Origin of the sequence: Pseudomonas sp. KT_2_4 (genome assembly GCF_041410225.1) — a bacterium.
Classification (GTDB): Bacteria; Pseudomonadota; Gammaproteobacteria; order Pseudomonadales; family Pseudomonadaceae; genus Aquipseudomonas; species Aquipseudomonas paracarnis.
Map to the genome: position 1 here is coordinate 3,111,023 of NZ_CP166962.1, position 20,508 is coordinate 3,131,530.

The window sequence follows — 20,508 nt, forward strand, 5'->3', positions numbered from 1 at the left end:
CATTCCCCTGTGGGAGCTGGCTTGCCTGCGATAGCGTTGTCACAGGTTCGGCGCAATCACCTGGCACAACCGCCCCACCGCCTCCAACATCTGCCCGCTGGGCCGCTCAAGGCCCTTGTCCGGCACTAACCGCACCCGAGCAGCCATCGCCGGCCATGCCGTCCAGGCCTCCCTCTGAGCCTGATCCCCCACCAGGATCACCTCGGGGTCTCGCGCCAACACCGATTCGATATTCACCTGCGGCGCCGGCAACTTCAGGTCATCGAACACATTGCGCGCCCCGCACACGCTGAGGGCATCGCTGATGATCTGCCCACCGCCCACGGTGTACAGCGGCTGGTTCCACACTTGGTAGAACACTCGCAGCGGCTCGGCCCGCTGGTAGCGCTGGCGCAACTCGGCCAAGCGCTGGCGCAATTGTGCCGCGCGCTGGTGCCCGGCCTCGGCGCGGCCCAATTGCTCGGCAATGGCCTGCACCTGCGCGGTCAGTTGTTCAAGGCTGTGGGGTTCGGCGACGTACACCGGGATATTCAATCGTTGGAGCTGCTCGCGCTGGGCCGGGCCGACGCTGCCAGGCCAGAGCAGGATCAGGTCGGGCTTGAGGCTGAGCAGGCGCTCCATGTCCAACTGGCCGTAGTGCCCGACCGAGGGCACCTTCGCCAACGCCGCCGGGCGGTCACCACCATCAAGCACGCCGACCAGCAAGTCCTCGGCGCCCAGTTCAAGCACGATTTCAGACAGTGACGGCGCCAGGCTGACAACCCGCTCGACCGGCCAGCCCTGGGCACTGAATACCAGCAGCAGCGCCAGCCAATAGCGCTTCATCCCAACTGACGCGGTATGCGATAGAGATAGAACAACACCAGCGTCGACAGCGCCAACAGAAACAGCGGCACCGCCTCCAGGCCGACGAACACCGCCAGCGCGCCAATCCAGGCCGGTAACGCTGCAACCAGCAACGCCGTGCGCCGACGCGCCGCCAGGGTGATCCAGGCTGCCGGCTCTTGAGCAGTATCAAGGGCTTTGGAGGTGGCGATCAGCGCGTGTTTGTAGGCGTGAAAATAACGCAGGCTGAGAAACATCGAGGCCACGCCGGCGATGAAGAATGGCATGGCCAAGACGGGCAACAAGGATTCAGCCCGGCCAAACAGCAGGTTGATCACGAACAACGGCAGCAATGCCAGGGCCAGGTACTGCCACCAGTTGAAGGACAGTCGCCGTTTCACCTGGCCACGGGTCACGCGCGGTCGACCTCGCCCTGGTGCTCGTTGCCCATCATGTGGTCGAGCTTGCTGGCTTTGGTGGCCAGGTAGAGTTTGTTGTGCGGGTTGTGCCCGGTGTGTAGCGGCACGCGCTCGGCCACGGTGATGCCCATCTCGGTCAAGGCTTTGACCTTGCGGGGGTTGTTGGTCATCAGGCGCAGGGATTTGACCCCCAGGTGCTCGAGCATCGGCAGGCAGATGGCGTAGTCGCGCTGGTCGGCAGCAAAGCCCAGGCGCTCGTTGGCCTCGACGGTGTCGGCGCCGCCGTCTTGCAGTTCGTAGGCGCGGATCTTGTTCAACAGGCCAATGCCGCGGCCTTCCTGACGCAAGTACAGCAACACGCCACGGCCTTCACGGGCGATGGCTTGCAGTGCAGCCTCCAGTTGCGAGCCGCAGTCACAGCGCTGGCTGAACAGCGCATCGCCGGTCAGGCACTCGGAATGCACACGCCCCAGCACCGGCGCGCCATCCGTGATGTCGCCGAGGCTGAGCACAACGTGCTCGCGCCCGGTGGCTTCTTCAAGAAAGCCGTTCATGGTGAACGTGGCAAAAGGGGTAGGCAGCTTGGAAGCGGCGACGAAAACGACGGGCACCGTGTGCTCCTGATTTCAGATTTCACAGAGGCGGGCATTGTAACAGCACGTTCCTACAGACGCTTAAGCTGAATTATCGCTGATAAAGATCAATAGGTTCGATTGGCCTTTGAGTCAGTTCTATGGGCGTCAGAACGGATACGGCTGTTTCCAGCGTTCGAAAATCGCTTTCAGCTCACCGGTCTGGACCAGGATGCCCAAACGCTGGTCATACATGGCCATCAATGCCCTGCCGCGCGCGGTGTCGGCAAAGCCTACGTAGAGCGGCAGTTCAGCAATATGGGTGAGTTTGAACAGCGCCGGGTCTTGCGCCTGGCTGAGCACGTATTTGGCTTCGGTGAGGGCGTCGATATAAAAATCGGCACGGCCGTGTTTTAGCATCGGCAGAATGCCGCTGCGCCGCTCGATCTGGTTGAAGCGGCGCACGGTGGGCAGGTATTCCTCGTATTTATAGCCGCGCACCCAGGCCAGGCGATAGTTGCCCAAGGTCGCCAGGGTCGGTGTCGGCGCAGTGGCCAACCCGAGGGCGTAGACATGATCGGCGTCGAAGTTCCTGCGGGGGTACAACACACCGCTGGCCTCATCGCGATAGGTGCCGACACAACCATCCACCTCACCACGCTGGGCCAGGCCGACCGAGCGGGTATAGGGTACGCTGCGGATGTGCACGGTGATGCCAGCCGGTTCAAAGACTTGGCGCAACAGGTCCCAGGCCAGGCCGCTGCCATCTTTGTTGGTGTAGTCGTTCCACTCCTCACTGGCCAGCACGATTTTGCCGGGCATGGGAGTGTCCGCCTGGGCCAGGGAAGCGAAGGTACACAGCACGATCAGCAGCCAGCGGCATGCAGCCATAGTCACGGCCTCTTACTTGGGATAATCGTATAAAGGGTAGCGCAGACCGCCGGCTTAGGGCGCCTGGCGAAAATGCTGGTAGCCGCGCACAGCCGGGGTGATGTCCTGGCCGTGGACGTCGAGCAGCGTTACGCCCTGCCCCGCTTCGACCCGGCCGACCACATGCACCGGCCAGCCATCCGCCTGCAACGGCGCTAACTCGGACGGTGGCAAGGTGAACGCCAGCACATAGTCGTCGCCCCCACTCAACGCCGCCACGTGAGCCTGGTCTTCACCAACAAACGCCAGCAAGGCCTCGGACAACGGCAACCGGTGGCGCTCAACCACCAGGCGCACCGCTGACGCCTTGGCGATATGCCCACAGTCGGCCAACAGCCCATCGGAGATATCCATCGCCGCTGTCGCCTTGCCCCGCAGCGCAAGCCCCAGGGCCAACTGCGGTTGCGGCGACCAGTAATGCGCCAGCAGCGGCTCGGCGATTGCCGCGTCAGCCGTGCGTTGCCCCAATACCAGCGGCAACGCGCCAGCGGCATTGCCTAACTCGCCGCCGACACACAGCAGGTCGCCCGGCTGTGCACCGCTGCGCGTCAAGGCCTGGCCAGCCGGCACGCGGCCGAACACGGTCAGGGTCAGGCTCAGCGGCCCACGGGTGGTATCGCCGCCCACCAGGCCCACGCCGCAGTTTTGCGCCATGGCATTCAAACCTTGGGCATAGCGTTGCAGCCAATCGGCTTCGACGCTCGGCGTGGTCAGGGCAAGGGTAAAGGCGAGGGGGTGGGCGCCCATGGCGGCCAGGTCGCTCACCGCCACGGCCAGCGAGCGCTGGCCGAGCAGGAACGGGTCACAGGGGTCGGCAAAATGCACGCCAGCCACCAGCGTATCGGTGGAGACTGCCAGTTGCTCCCCGGCGGGAAGCGCCAGCAAGGCGCAGTCGTCGCCGATCCCCAGGGCAATGCCTTCGCCACCTTGCGCACAGGGCGCGGCGGCGAAGTATGTGCGGATCAGCTCAAACTCACCCATTGAGGAATCAAGCGCAGATTAGCGCTTGTGTTCCTTCACTTCGGCTTCACGCAGGCGCGGGGCCAGCTTGTCGAGCACGCCGTTGACGAACTTGTGGCCATCGGTCGAACCGTAGACTTTCGCCAGCTCGATGCCTTCGTTGATCACGACGCGGTACGGCACGTCAACGCGCTTGAGCAACTCCCAGGTAGACAGGCGCATCACGCACAGCTCAACCGGGTCGAGCTCTTCGATGGTCAGGTCCAGGCATGGCGCCAGGGCTGTGTCGATCTCGGTCAGGTTGGCGTGCACGCCGTGCAGGATGTCGTGGAAGTAGCTCTGGTCGGCGAAGGTGAAATCGTTATCGACGCGAAACTGTGCCTCGATTTCGTTCAGCGAAGCGCCCGCCAGGTGACGCTGGTACAGCGCCTGGGTCGCGAGTTGACGCGCCTTGCGGCGCTTCTCGCTCTTGGACGGTTTGCCGGCATCGGCAGGACGCGGGTCCTGAGGGTTGAACTGATCGCTTTCGTCGGAAATCACTTGGCCTCCAACTGCGACAGCAGGCTGACCATTTCCAGGGCGGACAAGGCAGCTTCAGCGCCTTTGTTACCGGCTTTGGTGCCGGAACGCTCGATGGCTTGCTCGATGGAATCAACGGTCAGTACGCCGAAAGCGACTGGCACGCCGAATTCCATGGACACCTGGGCCAGGCCCTTGGTGCATTCGCCGGCCACGTATTCGAAGTGCGGGGTGCCGCCACGAATGACCGCGCCCAGGGCGATGATCGCCGCGTATTCACCCTGCTGAGCAACTTTTTGCGCAACCAGTGGAATTTCGAAGGCGCCAGGCGCGCGGATAAGGGTGATATCGCTCTCGCTCACACCGTGGCGAACCAGGGTGTCAACCGCACCGCTTACCAGGCTTTCAACCACGAAGCTGTTGAAGCGGCCAACCACCAGGGCATAGCGGCCTTTGGGGGCGATGAAGGTACCTTCGATGGTCTTCAGGGTCATTCGACAAATCTCTTAAAGAGCCGGGACGCGAAAAGTGCGTCCCTCAGTGATGATTTAACCGCGAACAAGGGGCAAGAATCGCCGGCCTTTATTCGGAGGGCACGTATTCTACAACTTCCAGGTCGAATCCGGATATCGCATTAAATTTCATCGGTGCGCTCATCAGGCGCATTTTGCGCACACCCAGGTCGCGCAGGATCTGCGAACCGGCACCGACGATGCTGTAGGTGGTCGGTTTTTTCACCGGCACGGCGTCAGCGGTTTCGCGGATATGCGCCAGCAATACATCACCGTCCAGCGGGTGGCCGAGCAACAGCACCACACCGCTGCCAGCCTCGGAAACCGCAGCCATGGCGGCGCGCAGGCTCCAGCGGCCCGGCTGCTTGACCATCAACAGGTCACGCAGTGGGTCCATGTTATGGACGCGTACCAGGGTCGGTTCTTCGGCGCAAATGTTGCCCAGGGTCAGGGCCATGTGCACATCGCCTTCCACTGAATCACGGTAGGTCACCAAATTGAATTGGCCCAGTTCGCTGTCCAGGGGCTGCTCGGCAATCCGCTGAACGGTACGTTCGTGGATCATGCGGTAGTGAATCAGGTCGGCGATCGTGCCGATCTTGAGGTTGTGCTCGGCGGCAAAGGCTTCGAGTTCAGTACGACGGGCCATGGTGCCATCGTCGTTCATCACTTCGCAGATCACCCCGCTTGGCTCGAAACCGGCCATGCGCGCCAGGTCGCAGGCGGCTTCGGTGTGGCCGGCACGGGCCAGGGTACCGCCCGGTTGGGCCATCAGCGGGAAGATGTGGCCGGGGCTCACGATATCTTCGGCCTTGGCGTCTTTCGCGGCGGCGGCTTGCACGGTGCGGGCGCGGTCAGCGGCGGAAATGCCGGTGGTGACGCCCGTGGTGGCTTCAATGGATACGGTGAACTTGGTGCCGAAACCCGAGCCATTGCGCGGCGCCATCAACGGCAGCTTGAGCAATTCGCAGCGTTCGCGGCTCATGGGCATGCAAATCAGCCCACGGGCGTGCTTGGCCATGAAGTTGATGTGCTCGGGCTTGCACGCTTCGGCGGCCATGATGATATCGCCTTCGTTCTCGCGATCTTCGTCATCCATGAGGATGACCATCTTGCCTTGGCGGATGTCTTCAACCAGTTCTTCGATGCTATTGAGCGCCACGCGGCACCCCCTTGGTCAGGATTTCAGGTAGCCGTTAGCGGCCAGAAAACTTTCGGTGATGTTGCCTGATGCAGGCTCTGCGGCCTTTTCGCCCAGCAACAGGCGCTCCAGGTAACGGGCAAGCAAGTCCACTTCCAGGTTCACCCGGCGACCCGGCTGGTACGAGGCCATGATGGTTTCGCTGAGGGTGTGGGGAATGATGGTCAGTTCAAATTCGGCGCCATTCACGGCGTTCACGGTCAGGCTGGTGCCGTCGACGGTGATCGAGCCTTTGTGGGCGATGTACTTGGCCAGCTCTTTGGGCGCGCGGATGCGGAATTCCACCGCGCGGGCGTTTTCGCTGCGGGCCACCACTTCGCCGACGCCGTCGACGTGGCCGCTGACCAGGTGACCGCCCAGGCGCGTGGTGGGCGTCAGGGCTTTTTCCAGGTTGACCGGGCTGCCGGCCGCAAGATCGTTCATCGCGGTGCAGTCCAGGGTTTCCCGGCTGACATCGGCAGCAAAGCCGTTGCCCGGCAGCTCGATGACGGTCAGGCACACGCCGCTGACGGCGATGCTGTCGCCCAGCTTGACGTCGCCGAGGTCCAGCTTGCCGGTTTCAACCAGCAGGCGGACATCCCCGCCTTTGGGGGTCATTGCACGGATGCTGCCGATGGATTCGATAATGCCGGTGAACATTTCGTTCTCCTGAAAACGAGGGGGCTGACGCTCAAGCGCAGGCCGGGAATTATACGCTCACTGCTGGGACGGGGATGGCAGTGACTCGCCAGTCGTCGCCCACAGCGCGCATTTCGGTGATCTTGAGTTGGGGAGCATCGGCCAACTTATCAAGCGGCCAGTCCAGCAACGGGCGGGCAGCGGAGCCGAGGAACTTGCCGGCGATGAATATCACGTATTCATCCACCAGGCCTTGTTGGGCAAACGCGCCGGCCAGGCTTGGGCCGGCTTCCACCAACACATCGTTGACGCCACGGGCAGCCAGGGCGACCAATGCCGAGCGCAGGTCAACCTGGCCCTCCACACCTGGAACCACAAGGCACTCAGGGCCGCGGGGGAACTGGTTTTCCGGAGTCACGCAGGTGATGACCAATGCCGGGCCGGCCTTGAAGAACGGTGCGTTGAGCGGCACCCGCAGGCGGCCATCGATCAGCACGCGCAACGGCGGGCGCGACATGGCCAGGGCGGTGGTTGCGTCGTCCAGGCCCAGTTCGGCGGCGCGTACGGTCAAGCGGGCACCGTCGGCCAGTACCGTGTCGGCACCGGTCAACACCACACTGGCCTCGGCACGCAAGCGTTGCACCGCAGCACGGGCGGCGGGGCCGGTGATCCATTGGCTTTCGCCGCTGGCCATCGCCGTGCGGCCGTCCAGGCTCATCGCCAGCTTGACCCGCACAAACGGCAGACCGTGCTCCATGCGCTTGAGGAAGCCGGGGTTAAGCGCCCGCGCTTCGGTTTCCAGCACACCGCTACGCACCTCGATACCGGCCTGGGCCAGGCGTTGCATGCCTCGGCCAGCCACTTCGGGGTTCGGGTCCTGCATGCCGGCCACCACCCGCGCGACGCCGGCGGTCACCAGCGCATCGGCACAGGGCGGCGTACGGCCATGATGGCTGCACGGTTCAAGGGTCACGTACACCGTCGCGCCACGGGCCTTGTCGCCAGCGGCGCGCAGGGCATTGGGCTCGGCATGGGGCTCGCCGGTGCGCTCATGCCAGCCTTCGCCGACAATCTGCCCGTCACGCACGATCACACAGCCAACCCGCGGGTTGGGGTGGGTGGTGTACAGGCCCTTGCGCGCCAATTCGAGGGCACGGGCCATGTAGTGGGCGTCGAGCACAGCCTGTTCAGATGTCATTGTTTGGAGGGCTCACGGGCCAGGCGGTCGATCTCTTCGCGGAACTCATTGAGGTCCTGGAAGCGTCGATACACCGAGGCAAAACGGATATAGGCGACTTCGTCGAGCTTTTGCAGCTCGCCCATCACCAGCTCACCGACCACCAGGCTCTTGACCTCGCGCTCGCCGGTCGCCCGCAGCTTGTGCTTGATATGCACCAGCGCCGCTTCCAGGCGCTCGACACTCACCGGGCGCTTTTCCAGGGCGCGCTGCATACCGGCGCGCAGTTTTTCTTCGTCGAAAGGCTGGCGGCTGCCGTCGGACTTGATCAGACGCGGCAACACCAGTTCGGCGGTTTCGAAGGTGGTGAAACGTTCACCACAGGCCAGGCATTCGCGCCGGCGACGCACTTGGTCGCCCTCGGCGACCAGACGCGAGTCGATGACCTTGGTGTCGTTGGCACCGCAGAAGGGACAGTGCATGGTTGGCAGGCAACAAAAAATGGGAGGGCCATGGTAGCGCATCCCTGTGGCAAGACAAGCCATAGCCTTTACGGTATATAGGCAGGCTTATATGTTTCATATTTTTAAGCCACGGATTTTGTCCTTTCTGGAGCCGTACATGCAGTTACGACCACTCGTTCTACTCAGCCTGTTCAGTTTTCTGGTCGCCTGCAGCAGCGAAGCCCCCAAGCCGGCCGCGCCTCAACCAACACCGGCGCAAGAGAAAAAAGTGCCGGGCATTGAAGACCTCGGCCCCCTGCCCGCCTATCAGCGCGAAATCAGCGGCAGCCTGACCAACGTGCCCGCCGGTGCCGAAGTCGAGATGGCGCTCTTGGTGATCGACGACCGTTCGCGCCCGCAGCAACTGCTCGCCAGCAGCGTACTGAGCGGCAACGGCAAGCCCTTGGCCTTCCGCCTGCGCTTCAACCCTGAAGCCTTCCCGGCCGGTGCCCGCGTGGAATTGCGCGGCCGCGCCAGCCAGTCCGGCCAGCTGATCCTGCATCTGCCTGCCGTGCGCGTCACCCAGGCGATCACCCAGAGCACCGGCCCCCTGCAACTCGTCAAGGCGCCATGACGCCACCGCTGGGCCTGCAACACGCCTTGAGCGCGTTGATTGGCGATGCGCAATTGGTGCCCTGCCCGTTGCCGGGTACCGCGTTGTCGTTGTGGTTGCTGGACGCCGACAACATGGACCGTGCCTTCAGCCAGGAAGAAACCCGGCGTATCCTGCATGAGCCGCCCTACTGGAGCTTTTGCTGGGCCAGCGGCCTGGCGTTGGCGCGTTACCTGGCAGCGCATCCTGAGTGGGTCGCCGGCAAACGCGTGCTGGATTTCGGCGCAGGTTCGGGCGTAGCCGGGATCGCCGCCGTCAAGGCTGGCGCCCTGGAGGTGGTGGCCTGCGACCTGGACCCACTGGCCTTGGCCGCTTGCCGTGCGAATGCCGAACTCAACCAGGTGGCGCTGAGTTATTCGGCAGACTTTTTTGCCGAAGCCGACCGCTTCGACCTGATTCTGGTGGCCGACGTGCTCTATGACCGCGCCAACCTGCCGTTGCTGGATCAGTTCCTCACCCGTGGCCGCGAAGCGCTGGTGGCGGATTCGCGGGTACGGGATTTCCAGCATCCGGATTACCAGCGGCTGGAGATCCTCGAGGCCTTGACCCTGCCAGACCTGGCCGAGCCGTGGGAGTTTCGCAAAGTGAGCCTGTACCATTCGCGGCGTGCTTGAGGCCATCGCGGGCAAGCCGGCTCCCACAGGGGAATGCATTTCAAGGTGGGAGCTACCACGATGCTTTCAGCCAACCTCGCCAGCCCTTATAGTTGCCCCCATTCCCGCTTTATTCGAGACGCCCCATGAGTGAGCCCACGCCGTACATCTTCGACGTCACCACCGCCAACTTCGATCAGGCCGTTATCCAGAACTCCTTCGAAAAGCCCGTATTGGTCGATTTCTGGGCCGAGTGGTGCGCACCCTGCAAAGCACTGATGCCAATGCTGGCGAAGATTGCCGAGAGTTATCAGGGTGAGTTGCTGCTGGCCAAGATCGACTGCGAAGCCGAACAGGACATCGTGGCGCGTTTTGGCATTCAAAGCCTGCCGACGGTGGTGCTGTTCAAGGATGGCCAACCGGTGGACGGCTTTGCCGGTGCACAGCCGGAGTCGGCCGTGCGGGCGATGCTGGAGCCCCATGTGCAAATGCCACCGCCGGCTGCGGCGGACCCGTTGGAGCAGGCTCAGGCGCTGTTCAGCGAAGGGCGCATCAGCGAGGCCGAAGCGTTGCTGGTGCAATTGTTGGGCGAGGACAATACCAACGCCGCCGCCCTGATCCTCTATGCACGCTGCCTGGCCGAGCGCGGTGAGCTGGGTGAAGCCCAGGCCGTGCTCGACGCGGTCAAGAGCGACGACCACAAGGCTGCCCTGGCCGGGGCCAAGGCACAAATCACCTTCCTGCGCCAGGCGGCGGATTTGCCGGACGCTGCCGAGCTGAAAAGCCGCCTGGCGCAAAACCCGCAGGATGACGAAGCGGCCTATCAGTTGGCGGTCCAGCAACTGGCGCGCCAGCAATACGACGCGGCGCTGGAAGGTTTGCTCAAGTTGTTTATCCGCAATCGCAGCTACAGCGAAGGCCTGCCCCACAAGACCTTGCTGCAAGTGTTCGAATTGCTGGGCAATGATCACCCGCTGGTCACGGTGTACCGCCGCAAGTTATTTGCCGCGCTGTATTAATCACCGATCCAACTGTACAGCGGCGTATCCCCGCCGCTGCTCACCTTCACCTTGGCGCTGTGGCGCAGGCGCACCAGCAGGCGCTTGCCCGCCCCGGCATCGCCAGCCAAGCCTTCGAGTTGATCGAGCAATTCCAGACCATTGAGTTGTCCGGCCTTGCGCAGCAAATCCTGGGCGTTCTGCCACAGGTCCTCGTTCTGTTTGACCGGAGCCGCAGTGGGCGCGCTGGGCGTTGGCGTGGCCTGCAGTTGGGCACCCAATCGCGCCCAATCGCCGTCGTCCAGCTCCAGGGTCAAGTCCACTGGCAGGTCGCCGATGGTTCCACGAATTCGCAACATCGTCCTTACTCCTGAATTTTTCTGACGGGCATGCTCCCATGCAGCTTGCGCAACACCAAGCGGGCGGTCAAACTCTCGGATCAATTGTTATAAGATCACATAACAAAACTTTCATCCTGGAGCCCTCTCATGCGCCGTTTGCTGCTTGCTTTGCCGTTTGCCCTGCTGCCACTGGCTGTCGCTCATGCCCATGAAGACCATGACCACGAGCACGGCAGCCTCGGCGCCCATGAACATGGCGTCGGGCGCCTGAATGCCGTACTGGACGGCCAGGCCCTGGAGCTGGAACTGGACAGCCCGGCCATGAACCTGGTGGGCTTCGAACATGTAGCGACCAGCGCCGCCGACAAAGCCAAGGTCGCCGCCGTGCGCAAGCAACTGGAAAATCCATCGGCACTGTTCAACCTGCCCAAGGCCGCAGGTTGCGTGGTCAGCAGCCAGGAACTCAACAGCCCGTTGTTCGGTGACAAACCAGAAGCCGAGCATGACGATGATGACCACGCCACCGACGGCAAAGGCGCCGCCGCCCACAAGCATGATCACGACCACAGTGAAATCCACGCCCATTACCAGTTCACCTGCGCCACGCCGACGGCCCTGGGCAACCTGGACTTGAGCCAAGTGTTCAAGACCTTCCCCGCCACCCAGAAAATTCAGGTACAACTGATCGGCCCGAGCGGTCAGCAAGGTGTTGACGCGACGGCCACCGCCGCCACCCTGAAGTTCTGACTTGAAAGCACAGTCCCTGTGGGAGCTGGCTTGCCTGCGATACAGGCGATGCGGTGCAGCAGGCACACCGTAGCGATGCCATCGCAGGCAAGCCAGCTCCCACAGTGGATCGGCGCCATTTTCGACTACCAGGCGACACTGAATTCCCATGACTCAAGCGTTAATCGAACTGTCCGACCTGGGCTTCAACTGGCCCGGGCACCCGCGGTTGCTGGACGTCCCCGCGTTCCGCCTGGAACCCGGGGAAACCCTGTTCCTCAAGGGCCCGAGCGGCAGTGGCAAGACCACTTTGCTCGGGCTGTTGGGAGGCGTGCAGAAACCCAGCCAAGGCAGCATCCGCCTGCTCGGCCAGGAGTTGACCGAACTCTCGGCCGGCGCTCGTGACCGTTTCCGTGTGGACCACACCGGTTATATCTTCCAGCAGTTCAACTTGCTGCCGTTTCTGTCGGTACGCGAAAACGTCGAGCTGCCTTGCCACTTTTCCAAGCTGCGCGCGCAACGGGCCAAACAGCGCCACGGCAGTGTCGACCAGGCCGCCGCGGCCTTGCTAGCGCACCTGGGTTTGAAGGACCCGAGCCTGCTGGAACGCCGCGCCGATTCGCTGTCCATTGGCCAGCAACAACGGGTGGCCGCTGCCCGAGCGCTGATCGGCCAGCCAGAACTGGTGATTGCCGACGAACCCACCTCGGCCCTGGACTACGACGCCCGCGAAGCCTTCCTGCAGTTGCTGTTCGCAGAATGCCGCGAAGCGGGCGCCAGCCTGTTGTTTGTCAGCCATGACCAGAGCCTGGCGCCGCTGTTCGACCGCAACCTGTCGCTGGCCGAACTCAATCGCGCCGCCATGCCCGCAGAGGTTTGAGATGTATCTGTTCCGTCTAGCCATGGCCAGTCTGGCTAACCGCCGCTTCACCGCGATCCTCACTGCGTTTGCCATCGCGCTTTCCGTCTGCTTGCTGCTCGCGGTGGAGCGTGTGCGCGTCGAGGCGCGCAACAGTTTCGCCAGCACCATCAGCGGTACCGACCTGATCGTCGGTGCCCGCTCCGGCTCGGTCAACCTGCTGCTGTACTCGGTGTTCCGCATCGGCAACGCTACCAACAACATCCGTTGGGACAGCTACGAGCACTTCGCCGCCAGCCCTCAAGTGAAATGGGCGATTCCCATTTCCCTCGGCGACTCCCATCGCGGCTACCGGGTGATGGGCACCAACGAATCCTATTTCGAGCACTACCAGTACGGGCGAAAGCAAAACCTCGCGCTGGCCAGCGGCCGCGCCTTCGCCACCGACCCATTCGAAGTGGTGCTCGGCGCCGAAGTGGCCGACGCCCTGCATTACAAGCTCGGTGACAAGCTGGTGCTGGCCCACGGCGTGGCGGTGGTCAGCCTGGTCAAGCATGACGACAAGCCGTTTACGGTGGTGGGCATTCTCAAGCGTACCGGCACGCCGGTGGACCGCACGCTGCATATCAGCCTCGGCGGCATGGAAGCGATTCATATCGACTGGCACAACGGCGTGCCGGCCCAGGGCAAAGGCCGCATCAGTGCCGACCAGGCCCGCAATATGGACCTGACGCCGCAAGCCATTACCGCGTTCATGCTCGGCCTGAACAACAAGATTTCCACCTTTGCCTTGCAAAGAGAGATCAATGAATTCCGTGGCGAGCCAATGCTGGCGATCCTGCCAGGCGTGGCGTTGCAAGAGCTGTGGAGCATGATGGGCACCGCCGAAAAAGCCTTGTTCGTGATTTCGCTGTTTGTGGTGCTGACCGGTTTGATCGGCATGCTCACGGCGATCCTCACCAGCCTTAACGAGCGTCGCCGCGAGATGGCGATCCTGCGGTCGGTGGGTGCGCGGCCTTGGCACATCGCAACGCTGCTGATCTTCGAAGCCTTTGCCCTGGCCTTGTCTGGCGTGTTGGCGGGCCTGGGGTTGCTGTACCTGTGCATAGCCGCATCACGGGGTTATTTGCAGGCCAACTACGGCCTGGACCTGCCGATGTCGTGGCCGAGCGAATATGAATGGACGTTGCTCGCCGGTATCCTAGCAGCCGCCCTGTTGATGGGCAGCGTGCCCGCGTGGCGCGCCTATCGACAATCTTTGGCCGATGGCCTGTCCATCCGTTTATGAGGAAGGCTCCGATGCGTCGTGCCCTGTTTGCCCTGTTGCTGCTGACGGCCGTTCCGGTGTGGGCGGATGAACAGCCCAAGGATTTGTCCTGGCAGGAGATGATCCCGCCGGACGCGCCGCCGGAAGTGCCCAATATGAAGCCGCTGCACGACCTGTCGAACATGGCCGATGCCTTGTCCGTCGAGGCCGCGCCCGCAGCCAAGCAGGACCTGCCCAACGCGCCGGTAGTGCAGAGCCTGGACGGCCAGCACATTCGCTTGCCGGGGTATATCGTGCCGCTGGAAGTCAGCGAAGAAGGCCGCACCACGGAGTTTCTGCTGGTGCCGTATTTCGGCGCCTGTATCCATGTGCCGCCACCGCCGTCGAACCAGATCGTGCATGTGAAAAGCGAGGTGGGGGTGAAGCTCGATGAGCTGTATCAGCCGTACTGGATCGAAGGCGCGATGCAGGTCAAGCCATCGTCCAGCGAATTGGCCGATGCCGGTTACCAGATGGATGCCCAGAAGATTTATATGTACGAGCTGGAGGAATAACCCCCACCAGCAACACACTGAAGCTCCCACAGGTTTTGATCAGTGCCGAAAGTGACTGATCACCCTTTCATTGAGCTGAGTCAAAAGACCGAACGGAACGATCTTTACCATTGGACGTACAACTTTTAAACGTCCTTTGGAGCTCCCATGAACAAGTCTCTGCTCGGCGCGTCCCTCTTCGCGCTCGCCCTCGTCGCCCCCGTCGCCCACGCTCACCAGGCGGGCGACATTCTGGTTCGCGCCGGTGCAATTACCGTGAACCCGAAGGCCGACAGCAGCAGCGTCAAGGTTGACCAGGGCCCATTGGCCGGTACCAACCTGGGCGGCAAGGCGACCATGAGCAGCGACACCCAATTGGGCTTGAACTTCGCCTACATGATCACCGACCACGTCGGCATCGAATTGCTTGCGGCCACGCCGTTCGAGCATGACGTGAAGATCAAGAACACCGCCCTCGGCGCCGCCAACGGCAAGCTCGGCACGCTGAAACACCTGCCGCCGACCTTGAGCGTCGTGTACTACCCGCTGGACCACAAGTCCGCGTTCCAGCCGTATGTGGGCGCCGGTATCAACTACACCTGGATCTACGACGAGCACGTGGGCAGCCGCGCCGAACAGGCCGGCTTCAGCAACTTCAAGGCCGAGAACTCCTGGGGTTGGGCTGCACAGATCGGCGCCGACTACATGATCAACGACAAGTGGATGATCAACGCCCAGGCGCGCTACATCGACATCAGCACCAAGGCGACTGTGGATAACAACGCGCTGGGCCAGGGCACTCGGGCCAAGGTCAATGTGGATGTAGACCCGATGGTTTACATGGTGGGTATCGGCTACAAGTTCTAAGTCCCGTTTACGCCACACCGCATAACCCAAGTGGGAGGGGGCTTATGTGGGAGCCGGGCTTGCCCGCGATGCAGACACCACGGTGTATCAGTGATACCCAGGTGATGCTATCGCAGGCAAGCCAGCTCCCACATAAGTCCCCTCCCACTTTTGGTTTTGGGGTGTCAGCTATGGCGGTAGAAGCGATCCAGAAGCGCCGGCAAGCCTGCCCGCCATGCCCTGGGCTTGATGCCGAAGGTATGCAGGATTTTCTTGCAGGCCAACACCGCGTGCTGCGGTTCTTCTGCCGCGTCCGGCCGCGCCGCGTGGGCCTGGGCGGTGGGGGACTCGATGGCCAACGGATGGAAGTTGCGCGCTTCAGTCAGAATCGCCTGCCCCAGCGCCAGCGGGGTAGTCGCCTCGTGGCCGGCGTAATGGTAAGTGCCCCACAGCGGCGCGGCGCAATCGAGTTGCTTGAGCACCGAGATGATCACCCGCGCCGCATCGTCCACCGGCGTCGGATTGCCGCGCCGGTCGTCCGCCATCAGTAACTCATCGGGTTTCTCGGCCCGGGCCAGGAAACGCCCGAGGGTGCCGTCGACGCTGTCATCGAGCAGCCAGCCAAACCGCAGCAGCACATGCTGCGGGCACGTAGCGCGCACGCTTTGTTCGATACGCCACAACGCCTGGCCGCGCAGGCCCAGGGGCACCGGCTCGTCTTTCTCGCTGTAGGCCGTGGCGCGGGAGCCATCGAACACACGATAGCTGGACGGTTGCAGCAGGGTGATGCTGTGGTGCTGGCACAGTTCGGCCAGGCGCTCGATGGCGAATTCCTGGCCGGCCAGGCGGGTTTCGCTTACGGCTTCGGCCTGGAACCAGTCGAAATAGTAGGCGAGGTTGATCAACGCATCGGGACGGGTGTCGTCGAGCAATTGGGTGAGGCTTGCGGCATCCCAGCCGTCTTGGGGCGGTTTGGGGGCGAGGAAACCGATGTCTTCCTCCGCACCGAGGCGAATCAGCGCCTGCCCGAGGGCATTCCCGCCGCCCAGTAACATAAGGCGCATTCGCATAGATTGAGCAGGCCCGGTCTGTTTGGAACGATGGTTATTAACGACAGGCATGTGCGCCTTGCCGTAGGTAGTTGCCAGAATCGTTGCATTTTGCGGGTTTGTAGCGCAACCGTCACGGATAAAGTGCGGGGTTGCAACTTGGCCCGGCCGGTTGCATATAGGGTGAATGAACCTTCCCGAATCAACGGACAAGGGTTTGCACGGCTTTCACCCCGCCGTCAGCACTTGGTTCCGTAGTACCTTTCCTTCGGTGACCAACGCCCAGGCCCAGGCGTGGCCGTTGATCCGCCAGCGCCGCTCGACGCTGATCGCCGCGCCCACCGGCTCCGGCAAGACGCTGACGGCCTTCCTGGCAGTGCTAGACGACCTGGTGCACCAAGGCCTGGCCAACGGCGGCGAACTGCCGGACCAAACCCTGGTGGTGTATGTGTCGCCGCTCAAGGCGCTATCCAACGATATCCAGATCAACCTGCAAAATCCGCTGGCCGGCATTACCGAACATCTAGAGAAGCGGGGGCTGCCGCCGCTGGTAATCCGCACCGCTGTGCGCACCGGCGACACCCCGCAAAAAGACCGCGCCCAGATGCGCAAACGCGCACCGCATATCCTGGTAACCACTCCTGAATCGCTCTACGTGCTGCTCGGCTCGGATTCCGGCCGGCACATGCTCGCCAGCACACGTACGGTGATCGTCGATGAGATCCACGCCATCGCCGCTGGCAAGCGCGGCAGCCACTTGGCCTTGAGCCTGGAGCGCCTGCAAGGGCTGTGTGCCGAGCCATTGACCCGTATCGGCTTGTCGGCCACGCAAAAACCCATCGAAGCCGTCGCGCGCTTTTTAGTCGGCACCGAACGTGATTGCGCCATTGTGGATATCGGCCACGCCCGCCCCCGTGACCTGGCGATCGAAGTGCCGCCGGTGCCGCTCTCGGCGGTGATGGCCAACGACGTGTGGGAGTTGGTCTACGATCGCCTCGCGCAATTGGCCCGTGAACACCGCACCACCCTGGTATTCGTCAACACCCGGCGCCTGGCCGAACGCCTGGCCCGGCACTTGAGCGAGCGCCTGGGCAAGACCGCCGTGGCCGCTCACCACGGCAGTCTGGCCAAGGAGATGCGCCTGGACGCCGAACAGCGCCTCAAGGCCGGCGAACTGCAAGTGTTGATCGCCACGGCGTCCCTGGAGCTGGGGATTGATATCGGCGAAGTGGACCTGGTGTGCCAGATCGGCTCACCCGGTTCCATCAACGGCTTCCTGCAACGGGTCGGCCGTTCCGGGCACCAGGTCGGCGGCACGCCCAAGGGGCGCCTGTTTGCCACCACCCGCGACGACCTGATCGAGTGCGCCGCGCTGCTCGACTGCGTGCGCCGTGGCGAGCTGGATACCTTGCATATTCCGGTGGCACCGCTCGATGTACTCGCCCAGCAGATCATCGCCGAGGTCAGCGCCCAGGAATGGCCGGAACAGGCGCTGCTGGCGCTTATCCACCGCGCCGCGCCTTACGCCGAACTGGATGAACGCCACTACCAGGCCCTTTTGCAGATGCTCAGCGAGGGCTACAACGGCCGCCAGGGCATGCGCAGCGCCTACCTGCACCGCGACGCCGTGGCCCACACCCTGCGCGGCCGCCGTGGCGCCAGGCTCACGGCGGTAACCAGCGGCGGCACGATCCCCGACAATGCCGACTACAGCGTGTTGCTGGAGCCGCAAAGCCTGAATATCGGCAGCGTCAACGAAGACTTTGCGGTGGAAAGCATCGCCGGGGATATCTTCCAGCTCGGCAATACCTCCTATCGCATCCTACGGGTCGAAGCCGGCAAGGTGCGGGTCGAAGATGCTCAGGGCCAACCCCCGACCATTCCGTTCTGGTTGGGTGAAGCCCCCGGGCGCAGCAACGAGTTATCGGTGGCCGTGGCCCGCTTGCAAGGGCAATTGGACAGCTTGCTCGGCGCCACGCCCGGCGACCTGCAACCGGCCCTCGACTGGCTTACCGGCACCCTGGGCCTCAATGTCGCCAGCGCCGACCAACTGTTGGATTACCTCGCCCGGTCGCGCCAGGCCCTGAGCGCCTTGCCGTCCCAGGACACATTGATCATGGAACGGTTTTTCGATGCGTCCGGCGGCACCCAACTGATCATCCACACGCCGTTTGGCAGCCGCATCAACCGCGCCTGGGGCCTGGCCTTGCGCAAGCGCTTTTGCCGTACCTTCAATTTCGAGTTGCAAGCGGCGGCCAGTGAAAATGCCATCGTGCTGTCGTTGTCCACCAGTCACAGCTTCGCGCTGGATGAGGTGTGGCGTTACCTCAACAGCAACAGTGCCGAGCACATCCTGATCCAGGCCGTGCTGGATGCGCCACTGTTCGGTGTGCGCTGGCGCTGGAATGCCGGCGTGGCCCTGGCGCTGCCGCGTTATACCGGCGGGCGCAAGGTGGCGCCACAGATCCAGCGCATGAAGAGCGAAGACCTGATCGCCAGCGTATTTCCCGACCAGATCGCCTGCCTGGAAAACCTCGCCGGCGAACGCGAAATCCCCCACCACCCGCTGGTGGAGCAAACCCTCGACGACTGCCTGCACGAGGCCATGGACAGCGACGCCTGGCTGGCGCTGCTGCGGCGCATGGAACGCGGCGACGTGCGGTTGATCAGCCGCGACCTGCCCGCGCCCTCGCCCATGGCCGCAGAAATCCTCAGCGCTAAACCCTATACCTTCCTCGACGACGCCCCCCTGGAAGAGCGCCGCACCCAGGCCGTGCTCAACCGACGCTGGAGCGACCCGCAGAGCACCGACGACTTGGGCGCCCTGGATGCCGACGCCATCGCCGGTGTACGCGAAGAAGCCTGGCCGGCGCCCAATGGCCTGGATGAAATGCATGAAGCGTTGATGAGCCTGGCGTGCATCGCAGCGGGCGAAGTTACGCCGCAATGGGCCCAATGGTTGCAGGCACTGCGCAAGGCCGGGCGGGCCTATCAGTTGCCCAACGGAATGTGGAGCGCCGTAGAGCGCTTGAATTGTTTGCAGGCGCTGTATCCCAACGATCTGCCGTTGCTGCCGGGGTTCGATGAGCCCTGGTCCTTTGATGACGCGCTGGTGGAAGTGCTGCGTGCGCGCCTCAGTGGTTTCGGCCCACTGACCCTGGTCGAAATCGCAGCGCCCCTGGCATTACCGGTGGTGGCGCTTACCCAGGCCCTGGCACGCCTGGAACAAGACGGCTACGTGCTGCGCGGTCACTTCAGCCCCGGCATGGGTGAAGAACAATGGTGCGAACGTCATTTGCTGGCGCGCATTCATCGCTACACGGTCAAGCGCCTGCGCCGGGAAATCGAGCCGGTGGCATTGCAGGATTTCATGCGCTTTCTGTTCGATTGGCAACACCTGTCCGACAGCACCCGCGGCCAGGGCAGCGCCGTGTTGCCGCAAATCGTCGGCCAGTTCGAAGGCTATGCCGCCGCCACGTCAGCCTGGGACACAGACCTGCTCAGCGCCCGCATCAAGGATTACTCATCGACCTGGCTCGATGACCTGTGCCGCAGCGGCAAGCTGGTCTGGACGCGCCTGAGCAACAAGGCCGGCGCCACGGCGTTGCGCAGCACCCCGGTGGTTTTGCTCCCCCGTAGCCAGGTAGCGTTGTGGAGCGGGCTGACCGAGCCTACCGACAGCACCACCTTGTCGCCCAAGACGCAGAAGGTCCACCTGGCCCTGCGCGAACATGGCGCGCTGTTTTTCGATGAACTGGTACACGAGGCCCATTTGCTGCGCAGCGAGCTGGAGACAGCCTTGCAGGAATTGGTAGGCGCCGGCTTGGTGAATGCTGACAGCTTCGCCGGCCTGCGCGCCTTGACCACCCCCGCCAGCAAACGCCAGGCGCGCAGCAGTCGACGTGGGCGCGGGGCGTTTGTCGGCGGTATGGACGACGCCGGGCGTTGGGCCTTGGTTCGCCGCTCGGCGACCGCCGCCGGCGCGCATACGGCCGAGACCCTGGAGCATGTGGCGATGACCCTGCTGCGCCGCTATGGCGTGGTGTTCTGGCGGCTGCTGGAGCGCGAGGCGGATTGGTTACCGAATTGGCGCGAGTTGCTGCGCACTTTCCATCGGTTGGAGGCGCGAGGCGAGATCCGTGGCGGGCGGTTTGTCAGTGGGTTGGCGGGAGAGCAGTTTGCATTGCCGGAGGCGATACCGTTGCTGCGCGAGGTGCGGCGACGACCCCATGATGGCAGTTTAATCGCGGTGTGTGGGGCGGATCCGTTGAATCTTGTCGGCACGCTGTTGCCGGGAGCCAAGGTGCCAGCGGTAAGCGGTAACCGGGTTGTGTACCGTGATGGGGTGCCGGCGGCGGTGATGGTAGGGGGCAAGCAGCAGGTTTTGTTGGAGGTGGATCAGCAGGCGGTGCAGGAGAAGTTGATCAGGCGCTGACCTTGAGGGCCT

22 protein-coding genes are annotated in these 20,508 nt (G+C 63.2%); 9 read left to right on the plus strand and 13 right to left on the minus strand.

The window, feature by feature from the left end; all coding sequences use genetic code 11:
• Nucleotides 1-39: 39 nt before the first annotated feature.
• From AB9N64_RS14385 to nrdR, 11 genes are all read right to left on the minus strand, one after another.
• Nucleotides 40-825: a cobalamin-binding protein gene (locus AB9N64_RS14385; protein ID WP_014720122.1), complete on the minus strand. Its 786-nt coding sequence runs from the start codon at nt 823-825 to the stop codon at nt 40-42.
• Nucleotides 822-1,241: a hypothetical protein gene (locus AB9N64_RS14390; protein ID WP_014720123.1), complete on the minus strand. Its 420-nt coding sequence runs from the start codon at nt 1,239-1,241 to the stop codon at nt 822-824. The genes AB9N64_RS14385 and AB9N64_RS14390 overlap by 4 nt, the downstream gene beginning before the upstream one ends.
• Nucleotides 1,238-1,855, minus strand: coding sequence for a GTP cyclohydrolase II (ribA, locus tag AB9N64_RS14395; RefSeq protein ID WP_005791841.1), 618 nt, complete (start codon nt 1,853-1,855; stop codon nt 1,238-1,240). Before ribA ends, AB9N64_RS14390 begins: the two co-directional genes overlap by 4 nt.
• 129 nt (nt 1,856-1,984) lie before the next feature.
• Entirely contained in the window at nt 1,985-2,707 is a 723-nt protein-coding gene (locus AB9N64_RS14400; protein WP_371359489.1) for a substrate-binding periplasmic protein, read from the minus strand.
• Between the two features lie 54 nt (nt 2,708-2,761).
• On the minus strand, nt 2,762-3,727 hold the full coding sequence (thiL, locus tag AB9N64_RS14405; protein ID WP_019818852.1) for a thiamine-phosphate kinase: 966 nt from the start codon (nt 3,725-3,727) through the stop codon (nt 2,762-2,764).
• A gap of 18 nt (nt 3,728-3,745) precedes the next feature.
• A complete protein-coding gene (gene nusB, locus AB9N64_RS14410; protein WP_014720126.1) occupies nt 3,746-4,246 on the minus strand; it encodes a transcription antitermination factor NusB in 501 nt (166 codons plus the stop codon).
• Complete coding sequence (gene ribE / locus AB9N64_RS14415; protein WP_014720127.1) at nt 4,243-4,719, minus strand: 6,7-dimethyl-8-ribityllumazine synthase; 477 nt, start codon at nt 4,717-4,719, stop codon at nt 4,243-4,245. The genes nusB and ribE overlap by 4 nt, the downstream gene beginning before the upstream one ends.
• Before the next feature lie 88 nt (nt 4,720-4,807).
• A complete protein-coding gene (gene ribBA / locus AB9N64_RS14420; RefSeq protein WP_003194579.1) occupies nt 4,808-5,899 on the minus strand; it encodes a bifunctional 3,4-dihydroxy-2-butanone-4-phosphate synthase/GTP cyclohydrolase II in 1,092 nt (363 codons plus the stop codon).
• Between the two features lie 15 nt (nt 5,900-5,914).
• On the minus strand, nt 5,915-6,577 hold the full coding sequence (locus tag AB9N64_RS14425) for a riboflavin synthase (protein WP_014720128.1): 663 nt from the start codon (nt 6,575-6,577) through the stop codon (nt 5,915-5,917).
• 49 nt (nt 6,578-6,626) lie between these two features.
• Nucleotides 6,627-7,754, minus strand: coding sequence for a bifunctional diaminohydroxyphosphoribosylaminopyrimidine deaminase/5-amino-6-(5-phosphoribosylamino)uracil reductase RibD (ribD, locus tag AB9N64_RS14430; RefSeq protein ID WP_019818853.1), 1,128 nt, complete (start codon nt 7,752-7,754; stop codon nt 6,627-6,629).
• Complete coding sequence (gene nrdR, locus AB9N64_RS14435; RefSeq protein ID WP_019818855.1) at nt 7,751-8,215, minus strand: transcriptional regulator NrdR; 465 nt, start codon at nt 8,213-8,215, stop codon at nt 7,751-7,753. The genes ribD and nrdR overlap by 4 nt, the downstream gene beginning before the upstream one ends.
• 139 nt (nt 8,216-8,354) lie before the next feature.
• Between nrdR and AB9N64_RS14440 the strand changes: the two genes are divergently transcribed.
• From AB9N64_RS14440 to trxA, 3 genes are all read left to right on the plus strand, one after another.
• Nucleotides 8,355-8,810, plus strand: a complete 456-nt coding sequence (locus tag AB9N64_RS14440) for a YbaY family lipoprotein (protein WP_003194586.1) — start codon at nt 8,355-8,357, stop codon at nt 8,808-8,810.
• A complete protein-coding gene (locus AB9N64_RS14445) occupies nt 8,807-9,463 on the plus strand; it encodes a methyltransferase (RefSeq protein WP_014720130.1) in 657 nt (218 codons plus the stop codon). Before AB9N64_RS14440 ends, AB9N64_RS14445 begins: the two co-directional genes overlap by 4 nt.
• 125 nt (nt 9,464-9,588) lie before the next feature.
• Nucleotides 9,589-10,461, plus strand: coding sequence for a thioredoxin (trxA, locus tag AB9N64_RS14450; RefSeq protein ID WP_069868792.1), 873 nt, complete (start codon nt 9,589-9,591; stop codon nt 10,459-10,461).
• On the opposite strand, the gene AB9N64_RS14455 is transcribed toward trxA, so the two are convergent.
• Nucleotides 10,458-10,799 (minus strand): hypothetical protein, encoded by a 342-nt coding sequence (locus tag AB9N64_RS14455; protein WP_003194591.1) that lies wholly within the window; start codon nt 10,797-10,799, stop codon nt 10,458-10,460. The two genes, trxA and AB9N64_RS14455, sit on opposite strands and share 4 nt — an antisense overlap.
• Nucleotides 10,800-10,928: 129 nt before the next feature.
• Here AB9N64_RS14455 and AB9N64_RS14460 point away from each other — a divergent pair, with 129 nt between their 5' ends.
• From AB9N64_RS14460 to AB9N64_RS14480, 5 genes are all read left to right on the plus strand, one after another.
• Nucleotides 10,929-11,528, plus strand: coding sequence for a DUF2796 domain-containing protein (locus tag AB9N64_RS14460; RefSeq protein WP_047711882.1), 600 nt, complete (start codon nt 10,929-10,931; stop codon nt 11,526-11,528).
• A gap of 148 nt (nt 11,529-11,676) precedes the next feature.
• Nucleotides 11,677-12,387 carry an ABC transporter ATP-binding protein gene (locus tag AB9N64_RS14465; RefSeq protein ID WP_371359490.1) on the plus strand — a complete coding sequence of 237 codons (711 nt, stop codon included), beginning with the start codon at nt 11,677-11,679 and terminating at the stop codon, nt 12,385-12,387.
• 1 nt (nt 12,388) lies between these two features.
• The gene (locus AB9N64_RS14470) at nt 12,389-13,654 is read left to right on the plus strand and encodes an ABC transporter permease (RefSeq protein WP_014720134.1); all 1,266 of its coding nucleotides are present in this window, start codon (nt 12,389-12,391) and stop codon (nt 13,652-13,654) included.
• Nucleotides 13,655-13,665: 11 nt separating this feature from the next.
• Complete coding sequence (locus AB9N64_RS14475) at nt 13,666-14,187, plus strand: DUF3299 domain-containing protein (RefSeq protein WP_020302441.1); 522 nt, start codon at nt 13,666-13,668, stop codon at nt 14,185-14,187.
• 147 nt (nt 14,188-14,334) lie between these two features.
• Nucleotides 14,335-15,033 (plus strand): OmpW family protein, encoded by a 699-nt coding sequence (locus tag AB9N64_RS14480; protein ID WP_014720136.1) that lies wholly within the window; start codon nt 14,335-14,337, stop codon nt 15,031-15,033.
• 164 nt (nt 15,034-15,197) lie between these two features.
• On the opposite strand, the gene AB9N64_RS14485 is transcribed toward AB9N64_RS14480, so the two are convergent.
• A complete protein-coding gene (locus AB9N64_RS14485; protein WP_072435451.1) occupies nt 15,198-16,082 on the minus strand; it encodes a sugar nucleotide-binding protein in 885 nt (294 codons plus the stop codon).
• 166 nt (nt 16,083-16,248) lie between these two features.
• Between AB9N64_RS14485 and AB9N64_RS14490 the strand changes: the two genes are divergently transcribed.
• Nucleotides 16,249-20,496, plus strand: a complete 4,248-nt coding sequence (locus tag AB9N64_RS14490) for a DEAD/DEAH box helicase (protein ID WP_371359491.1) — start codon at nt 16,249-16,251, stop codon at nt 20,494-20,496.
• Nucleotides 20,497-20,508: the final 12 nt, after the last annotated feature.